The sequence below is a fragment of the Spongiivirga sp. MCCC 1A20706 genome, from assembly GCF_046524175.1.
GTDB lineage: Bacteria > Bacteroidota > Bacteroidia > Flavobacteriales > Flavobacteriaceae > Spongiivirga.
This window is the reverse complement of sequence record NZ_JBEFZF010000004.1, coordinates 57,492-73,035: the sequence shown is the minus strand read 5'-3', so window position 1 is coordinate 73,035 and position 15,544 is coordinate 57,492. Positions and strand designations below refer to the sequence as shown.

The 15,544-nt window shown below is 37.1% G+C and carries 17 protein-coding genes; 7 read left to right on the top strand and 10 right to left on the bottom strand.

Going from position 1 to position 15,544, the window contains the following annotated elements; all coding sequences use genetic code 11:
- Position 1 precedes the first annotated feature (1 nt).
- From ABN763_RS10610 to ABN763_RS10575, 8 genes are all read right to left on the bottom strand, one after another.
- Positions 2–1,054 (bottom strand): FAD:protein FMN transferase, encoded by a 1,053-nt coding sequence (locus ABN763_RS10610; RefSeq protein ID WP_410485438.1) that lies wholly within the window; start codon positions 1,052–1,054, stop codon positions 2–4.
- Entirely contained in the window at positions 1,011–1,370 is a 360-nt protein-coding gene (locus tag ABN763_RS10605) for a Na(+)-translocating NADH-quinone reductase subunit F (RefSeq protein WP_410485437.1), read from the bottom strand. Before ABN763_RS10605 ends, ABN763_RS10610 begins: the two co-directional genes overlap by 44 nt.
- A gap of 80 nt (positions 1,371–1,450) precedes the next feature.
- Positions 1,451–2,743: an NADH:ubiquinone reductase (Na(+)-transporting) subunit F gene (gene nqrF / locus ABN763_RS10600; RefSeq protein WP_410485436.1), complete on the bottom strand. Its 1,293-nt coding sequence runs from the start codon at positions 2,741–2,743 to the stop codon at positions 1,451–1,453.
- Between the two features lie 12 nt (positions 2,744–2,755).
- A complete protein-coding gene (gene nqrE, locus ABN763_RS10595; RefSeq protein WP_410485435.1) occupies positions 2,756–3,370 on the bottom strand; it encodes an NADH:ubiquinone reductase (Na(+)-transporting) subunit E in 615 nt (204 codons plus the stop codon).
- A gap of 22 nt (positions 3,371–3,392) precedes the next feature.
- Positions 3,393–4,094, bottom strand: coding sequence for an NADH:ubiquinone reductase (Na(+)-transporting) subunit D (locus tag ABN763_RS10590; RefSeq protein ID WP_410485434.1), 702 nt, complete (start codon positions 4,092–4,094; stop codon positions 3,393–3,395).
- A 6-nt stretch (positions 4,095–4,100) separates the two neighbouring features.
- Positions 4,101–4,829 (bottom strand): Na(+)-translocating NADH-quinone reductase subunit C, encoded by a 729-nt coding sequence (locus ABN763_RS10585; RefSeq protein WP_410485433.1) that lies wholly within the window; start codon positions 4,827–4,829, stop codon positions 4,101–4,103.
- 11 nt (positions 4,830–4,840) lie between these two features.
- Positions 4,841–5,995 (bottom strand): NADH:ubiquinone reductase (Na(+)-transporting) subunit B, encoded by a 1,155-nt coding sequence (locus ABN763_RS10580; protein WP_410485432.1) that lies wholly within the window; start codon positions 5,993–5,995, stop codon positions 4,841–4,843.
- Positions 5,996–6,005: 10 nt separating this feature from the next.
- On the bottom strand, positions 6,006–7,361 hold the full coding sequence (locus ABN763_RS10575; protein ID WP_410485431.1) for a Na(+)-translocating NADH-quinone reductase subunit A: 1,356 nt from the start codon (positions 7,359–7,361) through the stop codon (positions 6,006–6,008).
- A gap of 180 nt (positions 7,362–7,541) precedes the next feature.
- Between ABN763_RS10575 and ABN763_RS10570 the strand changes: the two genes are divergently transcribed.
- Positions 7,542–8,780 carry a DUF5103 domain-containing protein gene (locus tag ABN763_RS10570; RefSeq protein WP_410485430.1) on the top strand — a complete coding sequence of 413 codons (1,239 nt, stop codon included), beginning with the start codon at positions 7,542–7,544 and terminating at the stop codon, positions 8,778–8,780.
- Positions 8,781–8,867: 87 nt separating this feature from the next.
- Positions 8,868–9,254 (top strand): Co2+/Mg2+ efflux protein ApaG, encoded by a 387-nt coding sequence (gene apaG, locus ABN763_RS10565; protein ID WP_410485429.1) that lies wholly within the window; start codon positions 8,868–8,870, stop codon positions 9,252–9,254.
- On the opposite strand, the gene ABN763_RS10560 is transcribed toward apaG, so the two are convergent.
- Positions 9,223–10,254 (bottom strand): DUF6695 family protein, encoded by a 1,032-nt coding sequence (locus ABN763_RS10560; protein WP_410485428.1) that lies wholly within the window; start codon positions 10,252–10,254, stop codon positions 9,223–9,225. The genes apaG and ABN763_RS10560 overlap by 32 nt on opposite strands.
- Entirely contained in the window at positions 10,233–10,967 is a 735-nt protein-coding gene (locus tag ABN763_RS10555; RefSeq protein ID WP_410485427.1) for an NRDE family protein, read from the bottom strand. The genes ABN763_RS10560 and ABN763_RS10555 overlap by 22 nt, the downstream gene beginning before the upstream one ends.
- Before the next feature lie 123 nt (positions 10,968–11,090).
- Between ABN763_RS10555 and pruA the strand changes: the two genes are divergently transcribed.
- The 5 genes from pruA to trhA all read left to right on the top strand — a co-directional run bounded on the left by pruA (position 11,091) and on the right by trhA (position 15,522).
- Positions 11,091–12,716: an L-glutamate gamma-semialdehyde dehydrogenase gene (gene pruA / locus ABN763_RS10550; protein ID WP_410485426.1), complete on the top strand. Its 1,626-nt coding sequence runs from the start codon at positions 11,091–11,093 to the stop codon at positions 12,714–12,716.
- Between the two features lie 75 nt (positions 12,717–12,791).
- Complete coding sequence (locus ABN763_RS10545; RefSeq protein WP_410485425.1) at positions 12,792–13,622, top strand: DUF6597 domain-containing transcriptional factor; 831 nt, start codon at positions 12,792–12,794, stop codon at positions 13,620–13,622.
- A 54-nt stretch (positions 13,623–13,676) separates the two neighbouring features.
- Positions 13,677–14,258 (top strand): SRPBCC domain-containing protein, encoded by a 582-nt coding sequence (locus tag ABN763_RS10540; RefSeq protein WP_410485424.1) that lies wholly within the window; start codon positions 13,677–13,679, stop codon positions 14,256–14,258.
- Between the two features lie 3 nt (positions 14,259–14,261).
- Positions 14,262–14,804 (top strand): DUF4287 domain-containing protein, encoded by a 543-nt coding sequence (locus ABN763_RS10535; protein WP_410485423.1) that lies wholly within the window; start codon positions 14,262–14,264, stop codon positions 14,802–14,804.
- A 97-nt stretch (positions 14,805–14,901) separates the two neighbouring features.
- Entirely contained in the window at positions 14,902–15,522 is a 621-nt protein-coding gene (gene trhA, locus ABN763_RS10530) for a PAQR family membrane homeostasis protein TrhA (RefSeq protein ID WP_410485422.1), read from the top strand.
- Positions 15,523–15,544: the final 22 nt, after the last annotated feature.

Genomic DNA, 15,544 nt, shown 5'->3' with positions numbered 1-15,544 from the left:
TTTATTCTACCACTAACTCTTGAAATCCCGAGGTCATCCAAGTTTTTTCTTCCTCATTCTCGTCCAGATACACCATTAAAATCTCGATATCGGCATTTTTTCTGGCAAAATCCTTCACCAAATATTGATTCATTGCCATAAGTCCCGTCGCCATAGCATCACTTTTTAAACAGGATGTGGACAACACACTAATTCCTAAAATATCTCCTTTCTTGGTAAATCCACTTTTAGGATCTATGGTATGAACATACTTTTCTCCAGTTCCTTCATCAATGCGAAATTTTCTGTAATTGCCAGAACTTGCGAGTGCCTTTTTATCTAGCGTAACCGCTGCGATAAATTGGTTACTTGCTTCGCGATTAGGGTTTTCAACACCTACAACCCATGGTTTTTCTGATTCTAAATTTTGCCCTGATGCAACTACCTCACCGCCTATTTCAACCAAAAAATTATCAACTTTTTCAGTGATTAGCACTCTTGCTACCAAATCAACAGCATAGCCCTTGGCAACCGCATTAAAATCTAAAGTTACCCTAGGATCCGCTTTAAGAATGCGATCTCCTTCACTAGTCAACTTTATTTTAGAAAATCCAGTAAATTCCATAATACTGTCGACCTTAGTCGAATCCATTTCTATAAAATCACCACTGGGGCCGAAACCCCAAGCGTCAGCCAATGCACCCACCGTAGGATCAAAATACCCATAAGTTTGTCCCCATATTCTATACGACCTGCTTAGTACTTCTTTAAAAGGAGCATCTAGTATTACAGTGGTATCGCCTTTGTTGATTCTTGAAATCTTAGAATCAGGAATATAGGTTGACATCGAACTGTTAACCAACTGGAAAACAGAATCTATTTTTTTACGTGAATCGAATTTCTTATCGCTGAAAAACTTCACGGTATATGATGTCCCAAAGACAGTGCCTTTATGCACCTTCATCCCATTGGAACCACAACTTGTGAAAGCAAATGATATCACAATGAAGCCAAGAGCCAATGTGAATACTCTATTTGATTTCAATGAGTCCTTTGTAATTAATCGTGTAATCATCTTTTTTAGTTAAAGGTGTGTTTAAATTTTTAGTATTTGCCAACCCTACACCTGCATAATAACAGCGTGCTTTAAACTTTATTGCATGTTCTTTAATCGTCTGCATAAAAATGGGATCGTAATTAGCAGGATCATCCGGGTATGACACCGCTTTTACAATGACAAAATGAAGCTTTTTATTCTTTAAACAAACAAACTGAGGATTCTTTTTTAGTTTGCTGTTTACTGCCATGAACTCGAAGCCATTGCTTTCCAGGTCTTTACCAACGATATTCATCGCCAGATTGTGTAACTCTTGCTCAGTTAAAGGTTGCATCGATAGAAAAGGTCAAAATCAAAAAACCTACAAGATTTTTGAAAACCTTGCAGGTTAGATATTATTTAGTCTTTTGATGATTACCCTCCAAAGTCGTCGAAACGCACATTTTCCGGTGGCACACCAAAATCTTCTGCCATTTTTTCAACCGCTTTATTCATTAATGGTGGTCCGCAGAAGTATACTTCTATTTCTTCTGGCTCTTCATGTTTTGATAAATAATTATCAATCACCACTTGATGAACAAAACCTACGAAACCATCTCCTTCACCATCTAAACCGTCTTTTACTTTCCAGTTGTCCTCTTCTAAAGGTTCAGATAAAGCGATATAAAATTTGAAGTTAGGAAAATCGCGCTCTAAGGCTCTAAAGTGCTCCGTATAGAATAACTCACGCTTCGAACGACCTCCATACCAATAGGTAACTTTACGGCCCGTTTTTAGGGTTCTGAATAAGTGATACAGATGTGATCGCATTGGCGCCATACCGGCACCACCACCTACATAAAGCATTTCAGCTTCTGATTCGTTAATAAAGAACTCACCATAAGGACCAGAAATAACCACTTTATCGCCTGGCTTTTGGTTAAAAATATAAGAAGATGCTACTCCAGGATTCACATCCATCCACCCATTTTTAGCACGATCCCATGGCGGGGTTGCAATACGCACGTTTAGCATGATCTCTCTTCCTTCTGCAGGATAAGAAGCCATAGAATAAGCACGTTCTACGGTTTCAGAATTCTTCATTACCAATGGCCAAAGGTTGAATTTATCCCATTCTAATTGGAATTTCTTGGGATCATCATGTTCTTCAGGGTGTGCAGTAATATCAAAATCTTGATATTTAATTTCGCATGGTGGTATTTCAATTTGAATATACCCTCCTGCTTCATAATCCATTTCTTCAGGAATCTCTACTACAAATTCCTTAATGAAGGAAGCTACGTTCCAGTTACGCACAACGGTAGCCTCCCATTTTTTAATACCGAAAACCTCTTCAGGTACTTCGATCACCATATCTTGCTTTACCTTCACTTGGCAACCAAGGCGCCATCCTTCGGCAATCTCTTTTCTTGTAAAGTGAGGCTCTTCGGTTGGTAAAATCTCTCCTCCACCTTCAGAAACGATACACTTACACTGAATACAAGTCCCGCCACCGCCACAAGCAGATGGCAAAAATATTTTGTTATTCCCTAATGTTCCGAGCAAAGTCCCACCTGAGGAAACTTCTACATCTTCTTGTCCGTTTATTTTTAGTTTAACAGGTCCTGAAGGTAACAGTTTAGCTTTAGCACCTAACAAAATACCCACAAGGGCAAATGTCAAGATAAAGAATACGACTAAACTGGCTATGATTACTGAAATATCCATATCTATTTTCTCTTACAATTTAATACCCATAAAACTCATAAAACCAAGCGCCATTAGGCCTGTTATGATAAAGGTAATTCCCAGTCCTTTTAGAGGAGCCGGTACATTTGAATACGCAATTTTTTCCCGTATCGCTGCAATGGCAACAATTGCTAAAAACCATCCGATACCAGAACCGAAACCATACACTAATGATTCGCTTACACCACCGAAGTCTTTTTGTTGCATAAACAATGATCCTCCGAGAATTGCACAGTTTACTGCAATAAGTGGTAAGAATATACCAAGAGCACCATATAATGCAGGCGCAAATTTCTCAACAATCATCTCAACCAATTGTACCATAGAGGCAATTACGGCAATGAACATGATAAAACTCAAGAAACTCAAGTCTATTTCGGCATACTCAGCACCTAACCACTTTAAAGCTCCTGGTTGCAGTACATACTCATCTAACAAGAAGTTGATTGGCACGGTTATCGCCAAAACGAAAATAACAGCTGCACCTAAACCAACGGCAGTTTTTACTGTTTTTGACACCGCCAAATATGAACACATACCAAAGAAGTATGCGAACACCATATTTTCTATGAAAATACTTTTTACAAATAAATTTACGTGATCCATAATATACTATTTAGCTGATGTACTAGTTCTTTTCTATCAATTTTCTATTTCTGGCTCTTTGCGCCCAGATAATCAAGCCTACTACGATTAATGCCATTGGAGATAACAACATCAAACCGTTATTTTCATATCCTGCATCGTAAAATGATTGTGGAATGATCTTAAAGCCAAATAAGGTACCAGACCCTAGAAGCTCCCTGAAAAACGCAACCAAAATCAGGATAAACGCATAACCAGCCGCATTCCCTACACCATCTAAAAACGATTTCCAAACGCCATTACCTAAAGCAAAGGCTTCTAAACGCCCCATCACGATACAGTTGGTTATTATCAATCCTACAAAAATGGAAAGCTCTTTACTCACATCATATGCATAAGCGCGAAGCACTTGATCTACCAAAATCACCATCGACGCCACTACTACCAGCTGTACGATGATACGAATACGGTTAGGAATTAAATTTCTCAGTAAAGAGATAATGACATTACTTGCAGCCATTACCGCCATTACCGACAAGCTCATCACAATTGCAGGTTTTAACTGAACTGTAATTGCTAATGCCGAGCAGATGCCTAAAACCTGAACGGTAATTGGGTTGTCGTCATTAAGAGGGTCACTAAGCAGTTTTCTGTTCTTTTTAGAGAACAACGGCTCTTTTTCTTCCGCCACAAAAAGTACAACGGGTTTTTCCTGATTTTCCTTGGTTTGTTTCTTCTCTGCCATGGATGATTATTTTAAAGCAAATGTTGCTTTTTGTGATTTTATATAAGGAAGGTAGTGCTGTAAACGCTCTTTAAACATATCGGTTACCCCATCACCAGTAATGGTAGCACCCGATATGGCATCTACCTCATTATCTGTCTTATCTTCTCCGTTAGGATCATTATTACCTTTTAATACAGTAACCCCTACTAGTTCGCCCGATTCGTTAAAGATTTTTTCATCTTCAAAACGATCCTGAAACCACTTTTGGGTGATTTCGGCACCAAGACCAGATGTCTCTCCGGTGTGATCAAAAATGGTTCCTTTAATTGTATTAATGTCCTGTTCTAAGGAAACATATCCCCAGATGGCATTCCAGAGTCCTGCACCATATAAAGGAATAACATAGTACTTTTTACCTTCTACATTGGCAACATATAAAGGAAAACGCTGCTCTTCTACAGGCTTCTTAACCTCTTTTGAAAGTTCAATCTTAAAAGCATCTCTTTCAGCATCAACACCTCCACCAGGTTTTAAAGCAAGTTGCTCTTGAATGTATTTTCCAAATAACTCTTCCGCGCCATCTCTATCAGTTTCAATTCCGATGGTATACAGAATATTTTGCATTTTTTCTTTACGCACATTTTCTTGCTGAAGATCTTTAAGCGATGTTGCTGCAAAAGCTAGTGATGCCGCTACCACAACAACCATTGCCGCTGCAAATAAAAATGTATACGCGTTACTATCTCTATTCATGCTTGATATAATTAAGCTTGGACTGCCGCCAAACGTTTCTTTCTTCTTTTAATATTTGCCTGTATCACATAGTGATCAATTGTTGGTGCAAATACATTCATTAACAGTATTGCCAACATAATACCTTCGGGATAGGCTGGATTGAATACGCGAATCATGATGCCGAAAAGTCCTATCAAGAAGCCATATATCCATTTTCCCCTAGTAGTTTGAGCCGCCGAAACAGGATCTGTTGCCATGAAAACAACACCAAATGCCAGTCCTCCAACCACGAGGTGATTCATCCACTCAAAACTCATTAATGCATTTACTGAAAATGCGTTAAAAATAAGTCCCATAGCAGCAGCACCAATAAAGCCGCTTACAATGATTCTCCAGCTTCCAACTCCAGTCAGGATCAATACGGCTGCTCCTACTAATATCCACAGTGTAGAAGTTTCTGCAATTGATCCAGGAATGGCTCCGCTAAACATATCCATAAACGTATAACTCACTTCATTTCCCGAAGCAAGAGAACCAAGAATGGTTTCCCCAGTTATGGCATCTACTTTTGAAGCAGAAGCTTCAGAGACCCATACTTCGTTTCCTGACATGTACGTAGGATACGCAAAAAAGGCAAATGCACGTGCTGTTAGTGCTGGATTTAAGATATTCATTCCGGTACCTCCAAATGCTTCCTTACCAATTACTACTGCGAAAGCAGTTGACACAGCCACCATCCACAATGGGATGTCAACCGGCATGATCATTGGTATTAGCAAGCCCGTTACCAAATATCCCTCATTTACTTCATGACCGCGATACACAGCAAACCCAAATTCAATACCTAAACCTACAATATAGGATACAGCAATCATAGGAACAATCTTCCACGAACCATGTATAAAGGCATCCATAAAGGTGAACTCTTCACCTGTCTGGCCGAAATATTGAGCACCTGCATTATAAATACCATATATCAAGGCTGGTACTAATGCAAGAACAACTGTGATCATTGTTCTTTTTAAATCTACCGCATCTCGAATATGAGCCCCTTTTTTTGTAGTGTGATTAGGTACAAATAAAAAGGTATCGAATGCGTTAAGCGCTGGAGCAAATTTTTCAAACTTACTTCCTGGCTTGAAATTTTCCTTTGCTTTATCGAGTTGTTTTCTTAAAAATTTCATAGTCTATTTTTTATCCAACTTCTTCAATCATTATATCTAGGCCTTCACGAATAATAGCCTGTGCCTCAATTTTAGAAGTACATGCATAATCGATCAAGGCAAAATCTTCAGGTGCTACCTCATAAATACCTAGGTTTTCCATTTTTTCAATGTTACCGGCCATGCATTCTTTTATAAGTTGCATAGGAAACACATCCATCGGCATTACTTTCTCCATCTCACCGGTTACTACTAAAGCTCGTTCTTCACCATTTAAATTGGTATTTGCTTCAAAACGCTTGTTTTTAAACAACCACGCTAATGAAGTTCGTGACATACTGTGAATATTATTCCCAATAAATGGAACCCATCCGAACATTCTGTAATTATTTCCTTCAGGAATCGCTGAGAACGTGGTGTTGTAAAAACCTAGGAAATTATCTGGCTGAACTTCATCACCTGTTAAAACATCTCCGTTGATCATACGTACACGCTCAGGATTTTCAACTCCTGCATCATATACAAAAGTTGAAATTTGAGCACCTATTTTTGTTTTATAATATTTAGGGTTCTTTATTGAAGAACCTGCAACGGCAATTATCCTAGACGGATCAAACGTACCGGTTAAAAAAAGCTTACCAATAATAACTACATCCGCAGGGTTAATTACCCAAACGCGTTCACCTGCATTTATCGGGTCGATATGATGTATTTGTACCCCAACATTTCCAGCAGGATGTGGTCCTGAAACTCGATGAACCTCAACATTATTGATATTGTTCAAAAAGGAATTACCCGTTTTATCAATTGATAAGTGTGTTTTCCCTTCCGTTAGCTTAGAAATAGCATTTACACCAGTCTGAAATGCCTCTTCTTCGTTGTTAAGAGCAAATTCAATATCAGCAGCTAAAGGAGCGGTAGCATAAGCTGAAATAAAAATAGCTTTAGGCGCATCCACCGGATTAGCAATTACATCATACGGTCGTTGTTTAATAAATGGCCAACAACCACTCTCTAAGATAAAATTCTTGATCTCTTCACCAGACATTTCAGTCGGGTTCTTCGATCCATGCTCGACAGCGATATTTTTGTCATCCGCTTCAATACGCACTTCCAGAATTCTTCGTTTTGCTCCGCGTACAATTTCCTTTAAAACACCACTTACGGGTGAAACAAATTTGACTTGATCGCTGTATTTTGAGAAGAAAATAACCTGACCTTGTTTTACACTTTCACCTTCTTTAACTACCATTTTTGGCATTACAGCGTGAAAATCAGTGGGTTTTATTGCAAAAATTTGTGATTTAGGAGCATCGGATAAAACCTTTTCTGCTTGCCCCTTGAGTTTAATATCTAAACCCTTTTTAATTCGAATGTCTTTAGACATATTTCCAGAATATTATTTAGAAAATTCCGTTCTAAAATTTCGTGCAAATTTACTAATTAAAACACCAATCTAAAAGGTGTGAATTGGCTGTAATTTTTATTTATAATTATTCTAAATAACAAAATTAACTTAGGCACACATTTTGTTTATCTTTAGCCAAAATAAATCGGATTTATCAGCATGAACCTTAAACATTTATTGCTTTTTATTTTTGTTGGTCATTTTGCCATTGCCCAGATAAAGTATGAGGAAAATCCGCCAGAAAACATCAAAACGATTGTTTTTAAAGGTAGCGATGATGATGATCAGTTTCCGATTATTAAATTAAATGAAAGTGTACTGTTAAAATTTGATGACCTAAATGGCGACGAAGCCAACTACTATTACAAGTTGACACATTGTAATTTTGATTGGACACCTTCTAACATTCCTAAAAACCGATTTCTTGACGGCTTTGACAACGAAAGAATAATTAATTACCGTAACTCATTAAATGCGCTAACGATCTATTCGCACTATGAGCTGAGTTTACCAAATAACAAAACCCGCTTTAAAATCGGCGGCAATTATATTCTTGAAATTTTTAATCAGCAGGGCGACCTCATGTTTTCCCGACGTTTTATAGTGTATGAAAACATAGTTAATGTCGGTGTCACCATTAAACGAGCTCGTGACGTTGCTGTAATTGACCAAAAACAAGTGGTACAACTTGACATTAATACCAATAGCTTGCAATACCGTAATCCGGAAAAAGAAATAAAAGTAGCCATCCTACAAAATTATCTTTGGGATACCGCTATCACTGATCTTAAACCTCAGTTTGTACTAGGAAATAAACTGCAATATCGATACGATGAGCAGGCACGATTTGATGGTGGAAATGAGTTTCTAAATTTTGACAGTAAAGACATTCGCACATCGAATATTAATGTATCACATGTTGAGCTTGGTACAATTTATAATCAATATCTATATACCGACGAAATAAGAAGTGGTCTTCCCTATACTTACAATCCCGATATTAATGGAGACTTTTTAGTCACTTCAGTTAACGGAGACCCCGATATTGAAGCCGATTATGCCCGAATGCATTTTAGTCTGCCTTACAACAGTGATATTGGGCTGCAAAAAGTATATGTCGTAGGAAAATTTAATAATTATCAGGTAACCGATGAATATGAATTGCTTTTAGATCAAAAGGTTGGGTTATATAAAGGTAATGCACTTTTTAAACAAGGTTTTTACAACTACAAATATGTAACGGTCGACAACGGAATTATCAATGATGTTTCAATTAGTGGCTCATTATCTCAAACCGAAAACAACTACACGGTTTTAGTTTACTTTAGAAAATTCGGTGCTATGTATGATAGTGTAATCGGTGTCGGCCTTGGTGATTCTTCAGTCATTACCAACTAATTATTTCACATTTCTTACAAAAGCAAATAGTTAAAGTTTACCATTCACTCACTAAAATTAATATCTTTAATCACCTTAAGTGAACTCATGGTTACACAAATTACCAGCGGTATTAAAATCTCGGTAACGACTAATTTTGAAGGTACGTTTTATAAAGATTATAAAATGCACTTTGCCTTTGGCTACAAAATAACTATCGAAAACTTAAGCGAAGACACCGTGCAATTACTCTCAAGGCATTGGGAAGTGCTTGATGCGCTAAATACTACAGAAACTGTTGACGGCGAAGGAGTCGTTGGGAAAAAACCTGTTATCGCACCAGGAAAATCACATGTTTATAGCTCCGGTTGCCTGCTTTCCTCTCCAATAGGTGCTATGCAAGGCTATTATAACCTTATTAATCTAAACACCAACGGTCATATTAAAGCGACTATTCCTAACTTTAAGTTAAGCGCCCCTTTTGCCGTAAACTAGGTGTTTTTTCCTTTTTTATAGTTTTTCTTAAAAAATCGAACTGAAATATATAACCGTTTTGTTTTATGTGACAATATTGACAATTGCTGTCATACATAAATTGATAAAACTGGTTTATATTGAAATCAGCATCGTTTACTTCAAAAATACCATCATGATCTAAGCGTCCATGATCATCGTATTTTTGAATACGATATTCATACCGTTTCTGCACCTTTTCAAGAACAAAATACGCACCACAACCCGTACCAGAGAGATATTGCGCATTGGCAGGAAGCGGGTACTTTTCTTCTTCATCAAAAGTGATTTCTCCAGGCTTTTTATGAAAGTAATTGGTAAGATTCTCAACAAACACCGATCGATCATAAACCGAAATATTTCCATTTTCAACAGAAAACATTTTACCAATAGTCGCTGCCTTTTGAACATTTCCTAAAGGACTAGGTGTAAAAAGTTTGTTGAAGCCTAAGCCTAGTTTTATACGACGGTTACGGGTAGCAAATAAAATGGTATCCGTTACAAAACGAGAGCAATTGCTTCCTCTCTTGTCGAATGCACCGTAAGGTATACTCCCTTTACGCTGCAAGTTCATAATATAATGCTGTGCCGCTTCAAAATTAATATCTTCACAAACCGAAGCTACTAATCGACCCTCGCCATGAGTTTTATGAGGATTTGCATCTAACCACAATAAAAAATCATCCAGATTGATCAAGGTACCATCTTTGTCAAAGGTTGCCCTAAAAGGAATTTCAAGTTCGCTATCAGTCAATGCGCCTCGAACTCTCCCTTTCCCTTGTGGAGTAATATATCTACCAAAATCATAGTAATAGGCCATTTCTGTATCATTGGATATCAAAACAAGGGCCGCATGGCCTGCCTTTAAATATTCTTTTGTGCCGATTCCCACCCAAGGTAAAACTTTACAAATTGCTTCGGTAGACATCGTGACAAAAGTATCAGGATACGCTATTGATATTATCTTTCCGTTATACTCCACGAACTATTTAATTGCAGGTTGGTACTTAAAACTTCTTCGTTCAACACATTAATATATTGAACATCGATATCTCGACTATTCTTTTTTATTTGCGTAATACTAACAGTTCTTACAAAAACACGATTCATCATCACATCAGTTGTAATGTCACCATCGCCGGCTGTTCTATGAAAATTCAAAATGGCTTCTTCACTAAAATCAGCTTGCATTTTAAAATCCTCAAACCAGTCTTTTCGTTTTACTTTCATTTCATCGGTATACAAGGTTGAAGAAGACCAAATGTGTGATGTTAAAGGAAGTTCTCGCTGGTGTTTTTCTTCACCATCCCAAACAATTTCAATTAACTGTAGCCCTTCATTCCAATCAACTAAAATCATGGTAAAAGGCTCTAGATTATCAAAGTTATAGGTATTGCAAAACAAATTAATGTCAGAAGCCGCAAGAAACTCTTTTACAACAAGTCCTCTACTCTTACGATATGGTAATTTTCTTTTATGTAATTCGAAACCGCCGTTAAGCAAACAAACAATCCTCTTTTGTTCGCTAGCGCCTATCCACGTTCCACCAGCAACCACATCTTTAGGATAGATCATTTTAATGCCAAGATCATTATATATGGTTGGCGGCACTGTTTTACGTGCCGGGGCTTCGTCTCTATTAGAAGTAAGAATGAATTGATCATCACCCTTATATAAAAAAGTAACTGTACACATGTAGGTTTGGTCAGAAATCTGTTGGCAACTTACAAAAAATATGAGAAACGCCTTCTGCGCAGTTATTTAAATGTTGCTTTTTTGGTACTTTTGCTGCTCTTAAACACAAAAACTAAAAAATCCATGTCAAAAGGCTTTTTTCAAGTACCAACCGCAATTAATGAGCCCGTAAAATCTTACGCACCGGGGACACCAGAACGAGATGCTGTGGCAGCACAATATCAATCATATTTTAACGGTAATGTTGATATACCAATGTACATTAATGGTGAAGAAATTCGCACCGGTAATACCCGAAATATGACCCCGCCACATGATCATCAACATGTAGTAGGCACCTATCATTTAGCTGATAAAAGTCATGTAGAAAAGGCCATTAGTACCGCTTTAGAAGCTCGAAAAAAGTGGTCTCAAATGAAATGGGAACAACGTGCGGCTATTTTTTTAAAAGCAGCTGATTTGATTGCGGGTCCTTACCGCGCAAAGATCAATGCAGCTACTATGATCGCTCAGTCAAAAACCATCCATCAAGCGGAAATTGATGCAGCATGTGAGTTAATCGACTTTTTAAGATTCAATGTTGAATACATGTCTCAGATTTACGCTGAGCAACCAGATAGTAACGAAGGTTTATGGAACCGCGTTGAATATAGACCGTTAGAAGGATTCACCTATGCCGTTACACCATTTAACTTTACTGCAATTGCAGGAAATTTGACCAGTTGCATGGCAATGATGGGTAATGTAGTAGTTTGGAAACCAAGTGACAGCCAGGTATTCTCCGCTCAGGTGATTGTTGATGTTTTTAAAGAAGCGGGCGTTCCAGACGGGGTTATTAATGTTGTTTATGGTGATCCTGTTATGATAACGGAAACTGTGTTAAACAGCCCTGATTTTGCAGGATTACATTTTACCGGATCGACTTATGTTTTTAAAGAACTTTGGAAAAAGATTGGTGAGAATATCCATAATTATAAAACCTATCCACGAATTGTAGGGGAAACTGGCGGTAAAGACTTTATTGTAGCGCATCCATCAGCCAATACCAAACAAGTTGCTACCGCAATTACTAGAGGTGCATTTGAATTTCAAGGACAAAAGTGTAGCGCTGCTTCTCGGGTGTACTTACCAAAATCGACTGCTGACGAAATATTAAATTTCGTAAAAGCGGATATTGATAGTATTAAAATGGGGAGCCCGGAGGACATGAGTAACTTCATGACAGCGGTTATTCATGAGGGCTCATTTGATAAGCTTGCGAAATATATTGATCAAGCAAAAGCTGATAGTGACTCAGAAGTTTTTGCAGGTGGTGGTTATGACAAGAGCAAAGGGTACTTTATTGAGCCAACTGTAATTGTGGCTAAAGATCCAAAATACACTACAATGGAAACAGAGTTATTTGGACCTGTAGTTACTGTCTATGTTTACGATGACAATAAATGGATGGAGACATTACAATTAGTTGATGAGACATCGGATTACGCATTAACAGGTGCTGTTTTAGCAACCGATCGTTACGCCATTGAAGAAGCAACCACTGCATTGCAAAACGCGGCTGGGAACTTTTATATAAATGATAAACCAACAGGAGCAGTAGTTGGTCAACAACCATTTGGTGGTGCACGCGCTTCAGGAACTAACGACAAAGCAGGATCAGCACAAAACTTGCTCCGTTGGGTTTCTCCAAGGTTAATTAAAGAAACCTTTGTTACACCAACAGATTATCGTTATCCGTTTTTAGGGTAGTTAGTATTACAAAATAATTTTTAGGGTTGAGTCTTTCTTAGTACATTGAAAGCTCAACCCTTTTTTATTGATGTAATGCAATTCGAAATTTGTCCACTTTCCCAACCTTTTAGCACTTACATCGAGTCTATATTTTATTACAAGGGTTTTATGCCCGATCATTCTATCGAACGTGTGGTGCCAACAGGGCATCTATTTATTATTTTTGAATTAGATGGTATCGAACGAAACACTTTTGACAATGACAATTTAGAACCAAACGGAATTTTTAATAACGTATGGATATCTGGAATGCATAAGAATTATCTATCTATATCAGCACATGAAAACTCAGAAATGCTGGTAATCCAGTTTAAACCTTATGGAGCACATCCGTTTTTAAAAATTTCTGTCAATGAACTTAATAACAGTGTGGTGGATGCCAGTTCAATTTTTGGCGAGGAAATAGTTATTCTAAGAAACGAATTAATGGTAATCGAAGATTTCAAAACCAAATTTTCTAAAGTACAAAGTTGGTTGAAATCTGAGTATGATCAAACCAGAACACCGAAAGAAGAGCTTATTACAATTATTGATAGTTTCACCAAAAATCCAGTTGCCAATCACAGTGGAATTATCAGGCAATACTCAAAAACTCAAAAACATTTAATACAACAATTCAAAAAATATGTTGGACTTACTCCTAAGGTTTTTCACAGAATAATGCGTTTTAATAATCTGTTAGGGCAAATTCAAAACAAAGAAAAACCAGAATGGGCTAAAGTAGCGCATGATACGGGCTATGCCGATCAAGCTCATTTTATAAAAGAGTTTAAAGAATTCTCAGGCTTCAATCCAGAAGAATTCATTGCATTTGATCATCATAAAAATCAACCTAACTTTTTCCCACTTGATAGCAAAGGTTAATTTTTTACAATACCGGAGTGTATTTGATATTGTATTTTAGTTCAAATTAAAAATATGAAACGTTGTTTTCTTCTAGGGTGCACCTTTTTATTTTCTTGTTTGACATTTTCTCAAACAAATCTTATAAACAAAAATCGAGTAGAATCAACGATTGATTCAACACATACAGGTAACATTGTCCTAATTCAAAAATTTTACATAAAGGCACCATTAGAAGACGTTTGGAATGTGTTTACAACCAAAAAAGGCTGGGAATCTGTTTTTGTTCCTTTAGCTGAAGTTGATTTTAAGATAGGTGGAAGCATTCGATCTAGTTACGATAAAAATGCAACAATCGGAGATAGCAGTACAATCGTCAATAACATCATCAATTTTGTTCCTAAAAAAGTAATCACACTTCAAGCGGAACTATCTCCGCACTTTCCAGAGTTTATGAAAAAAGATGCTCAAGATTTCTACAACATTATTTATTTTGATGAAATTAATGCATCGAACACGGAAGTTACTTCTTACGGGATAGGATATAAAAACACTAGAAAGTATAAAGAATTACTTCACTTCTTTATAAAGGGGAATGAGGCAGGGTATCTCAACCTGATTAAGTATTTAGAAACAGGTGAAAAAGTAAAATTTTAATGTATGGAAAAGGCACTACAAACTATGATTAATAATATGCCGGAAAAAACCGGTAAGTCGTTAGAAGAGTGGAAAACAATCTTAAAAACAAAATCATTTGAAAAACATGGTCAAGCTGTTAAGTTTTTAAAAGAAGAGCATGGTGTAACTCATGGATTTGCCAATACCATTGTCAGTCTATCAAAAGAAGATAATGATAGCACAGACGATCTTGTCTTCAATCAATACAGAGGAAAAGAAACGCTAAAACCCATGCATGATAAGCTTATTTCTGTAGTAAGCAATTTTGGGGATGACGTGACCATTACGCCCAAAAAAACTAGCGTTAGTATTATTCGAAAACGGCAATTTGCATTAATAAAGCCTGCCACAAAAACAAGAATTGATCTGGGGTTGAAGTTCAAAAACAAACCAACTACAGATCGATTAGGCAACTCAGGACCATTTGGCACCATGTGCACACATCGTGTTCAATTAACGAACCTAAATGATATCGATCAAGAATTGATCAAATGGCTAAAGGAAGCCTACGACGAGTCGATATAAACTCAATATTTCATAGATTATCTAACCTTTCACGGTCTTGTTTTTTGGCTCTAGATTCTTGCAGCGTAGCGCTCCTTTTTCATTTATCTTTGACCCAATGTATTCAAAAACCGAAGAACGTTGGAATGCCGGCTCGCACCTTTTGGGCGCTATACTAGGAGTAATTGGCTTATTCATATTATTAACCGATAACAATAGTAAAACCAGCTACAGCACTATTTCGATCATTACGTATTGCTTTTCTGTTGTATTACTTTTTTCAGCATCTACACTATATCATAGCATTGAAAATGTTAGAAGTAAATCGAACTTAAGAAAGTTAGATCACATAAGCATCTATTTTCTTATAGCCGGCACTTATACTCCGGTTTGCCTTATAAGTCTAATTGAAAGTAAAGGTTGGCCACTTTTTTACGTAGTTTGGGGAATAACCGCAGTCGGTACCTTACTAAAACTATTTTTTACCGGAAAGTTTGAAGCGATCTCCCTAATATTATATGCGGTTATGGGGTGGTTGATTGTCTGGGATTGGGAAGCCATGACCTCCATCCATTCTTCAGATGGTATTTTTTGGTTGATGCTGGGCGGAGCCTTCTATACTATAGGCATTGTCTTCTATGCCATTAAAAAAATACCATACAATCATGTTATTTGGCATTTTTTCGTGCTCGGTGGTGCGATTAGTCACTTTTTATTTATTTGGAAACATGTTATTTAACAAAAAACCATGTTAAATGATG

What these genes read in the sequence shown, in the direction of transcription:
- ABN763_RS10610 (WP_410485438.1), bottom strand. Translation starts at nt 1,054, where the DNA reads ATGATTACACGATTAATTACAAAGGACTCATTGAAATCAAATAGAGTA.
- ABN763_RS10570 (WP_410485430.1), top strand. Translation starts at nt 7,542, where the DNA reads ATGAACCTTAAACATTTATTGCTTTTTATTTTTGTTGGTCATTTTGCC.
- ABN763_RS10605 (WP_410485437.1), bottom strand. Translation starts at nt 1,370, where the DNA reads ATGCAACCTTTAACTGAGCAAGAGTTACACAATCTGGCGATGAATATC.
- nqrF (WP_410485436.1), bottom strand. Translation starts at nt 2,743, where the DNA reads ATGGATATTTCAGTAATCATAGCCAGTTTAGTCGTATTCTTTATCTTG.
- ABN763_RS10540 (WP_410485424.1), top strand. Translation starts at nt 13,677, where the DNA reads ATGAAACGTTGTTTTCTTCTAGGGTGCACCTTTTTATTTTCTTGTTTG.
- apaG (WP_410485429.1), top strand. Translation starts at nt 8,868, where the DNA reads ATGGTTACACAAATTACCAGCGGTATTAAAATCTCGGTAACGACTAAT.
- ABN763_RS10545 (WP_410485425.1), top strand. Translation starts at nt 12,792, where the DNA reads ATGCAATTCGAAATTTGTCCACTTTCCCAACCTTTTAGCACTTACATC.
- ABN763_RS10575 (WP_410485431.1), bottom strand. Translation starts at nt 7,361, where the DNA reads ATGTCTAAAGACATTCGAATTAAAAAGGGTTTAGATATTAAACTCAAG.
- ABN763_RS10555 (WP_410485427.1), bottom strand. Translation starts at nt 10,967, where the DNA reads ATGTGTACAGTTACTTTTTTATATAAGGGTGATGATCAATTCATTCTT.
- ABN763_RS10590 (WP_410485434.1), bottom strand. Translation starts at nt 4,094, where the DNA reads ATGGCAGAGAAGAAACAAACCAAGGAAAATCAGGAAAAACCCGTTGTA.
- ABN763_RS10580 (WP_410485432.1), bottom strand. Translation starts at nt 5,995, where the DNA reads ATGAAATTTTTAAGAAAACAACTCGATAAAGCAAAGGAAAATTTCAAG.
- pruA (WP_410485426.1), top strand. Translation starts at nt 11,091, where the DNA reads ATGTCAAAAGGCTTTTTTCAAGTACCAACCGCAATTAATGAGCCCGTA.
- trhA (WP_410485422.1), top strand. Translation starts at nt 14,902, where the DNA reads ATGTATTCAAAAACCGAAGAACGTTGGAATGCCGGCTCGCACCTTTTG.
- ABN763_RS10535 (WP_410485423.1), top strand. Translation starts at nt 14,262, where the DNA reads ATGGAAAAGGCACTACAAACTATGATTAATAATATGCCGGAAAAAACC.
- nqrE (WP_410485435.1), bottom strand. Translation starts at nt 3,370, where the DNA reads ATGGATCACGTAAATTTATTTGTAAAAAGTATTTTCATAGAAAATATG.
- ABN763_RS10585 (WP_410485433.1), bottom strand. Translation starts at nt 4,829, where the DNA reads ATGAATAGAGATAGTAACGCGTATACATTTTTATTTGCAGCGGCAATG.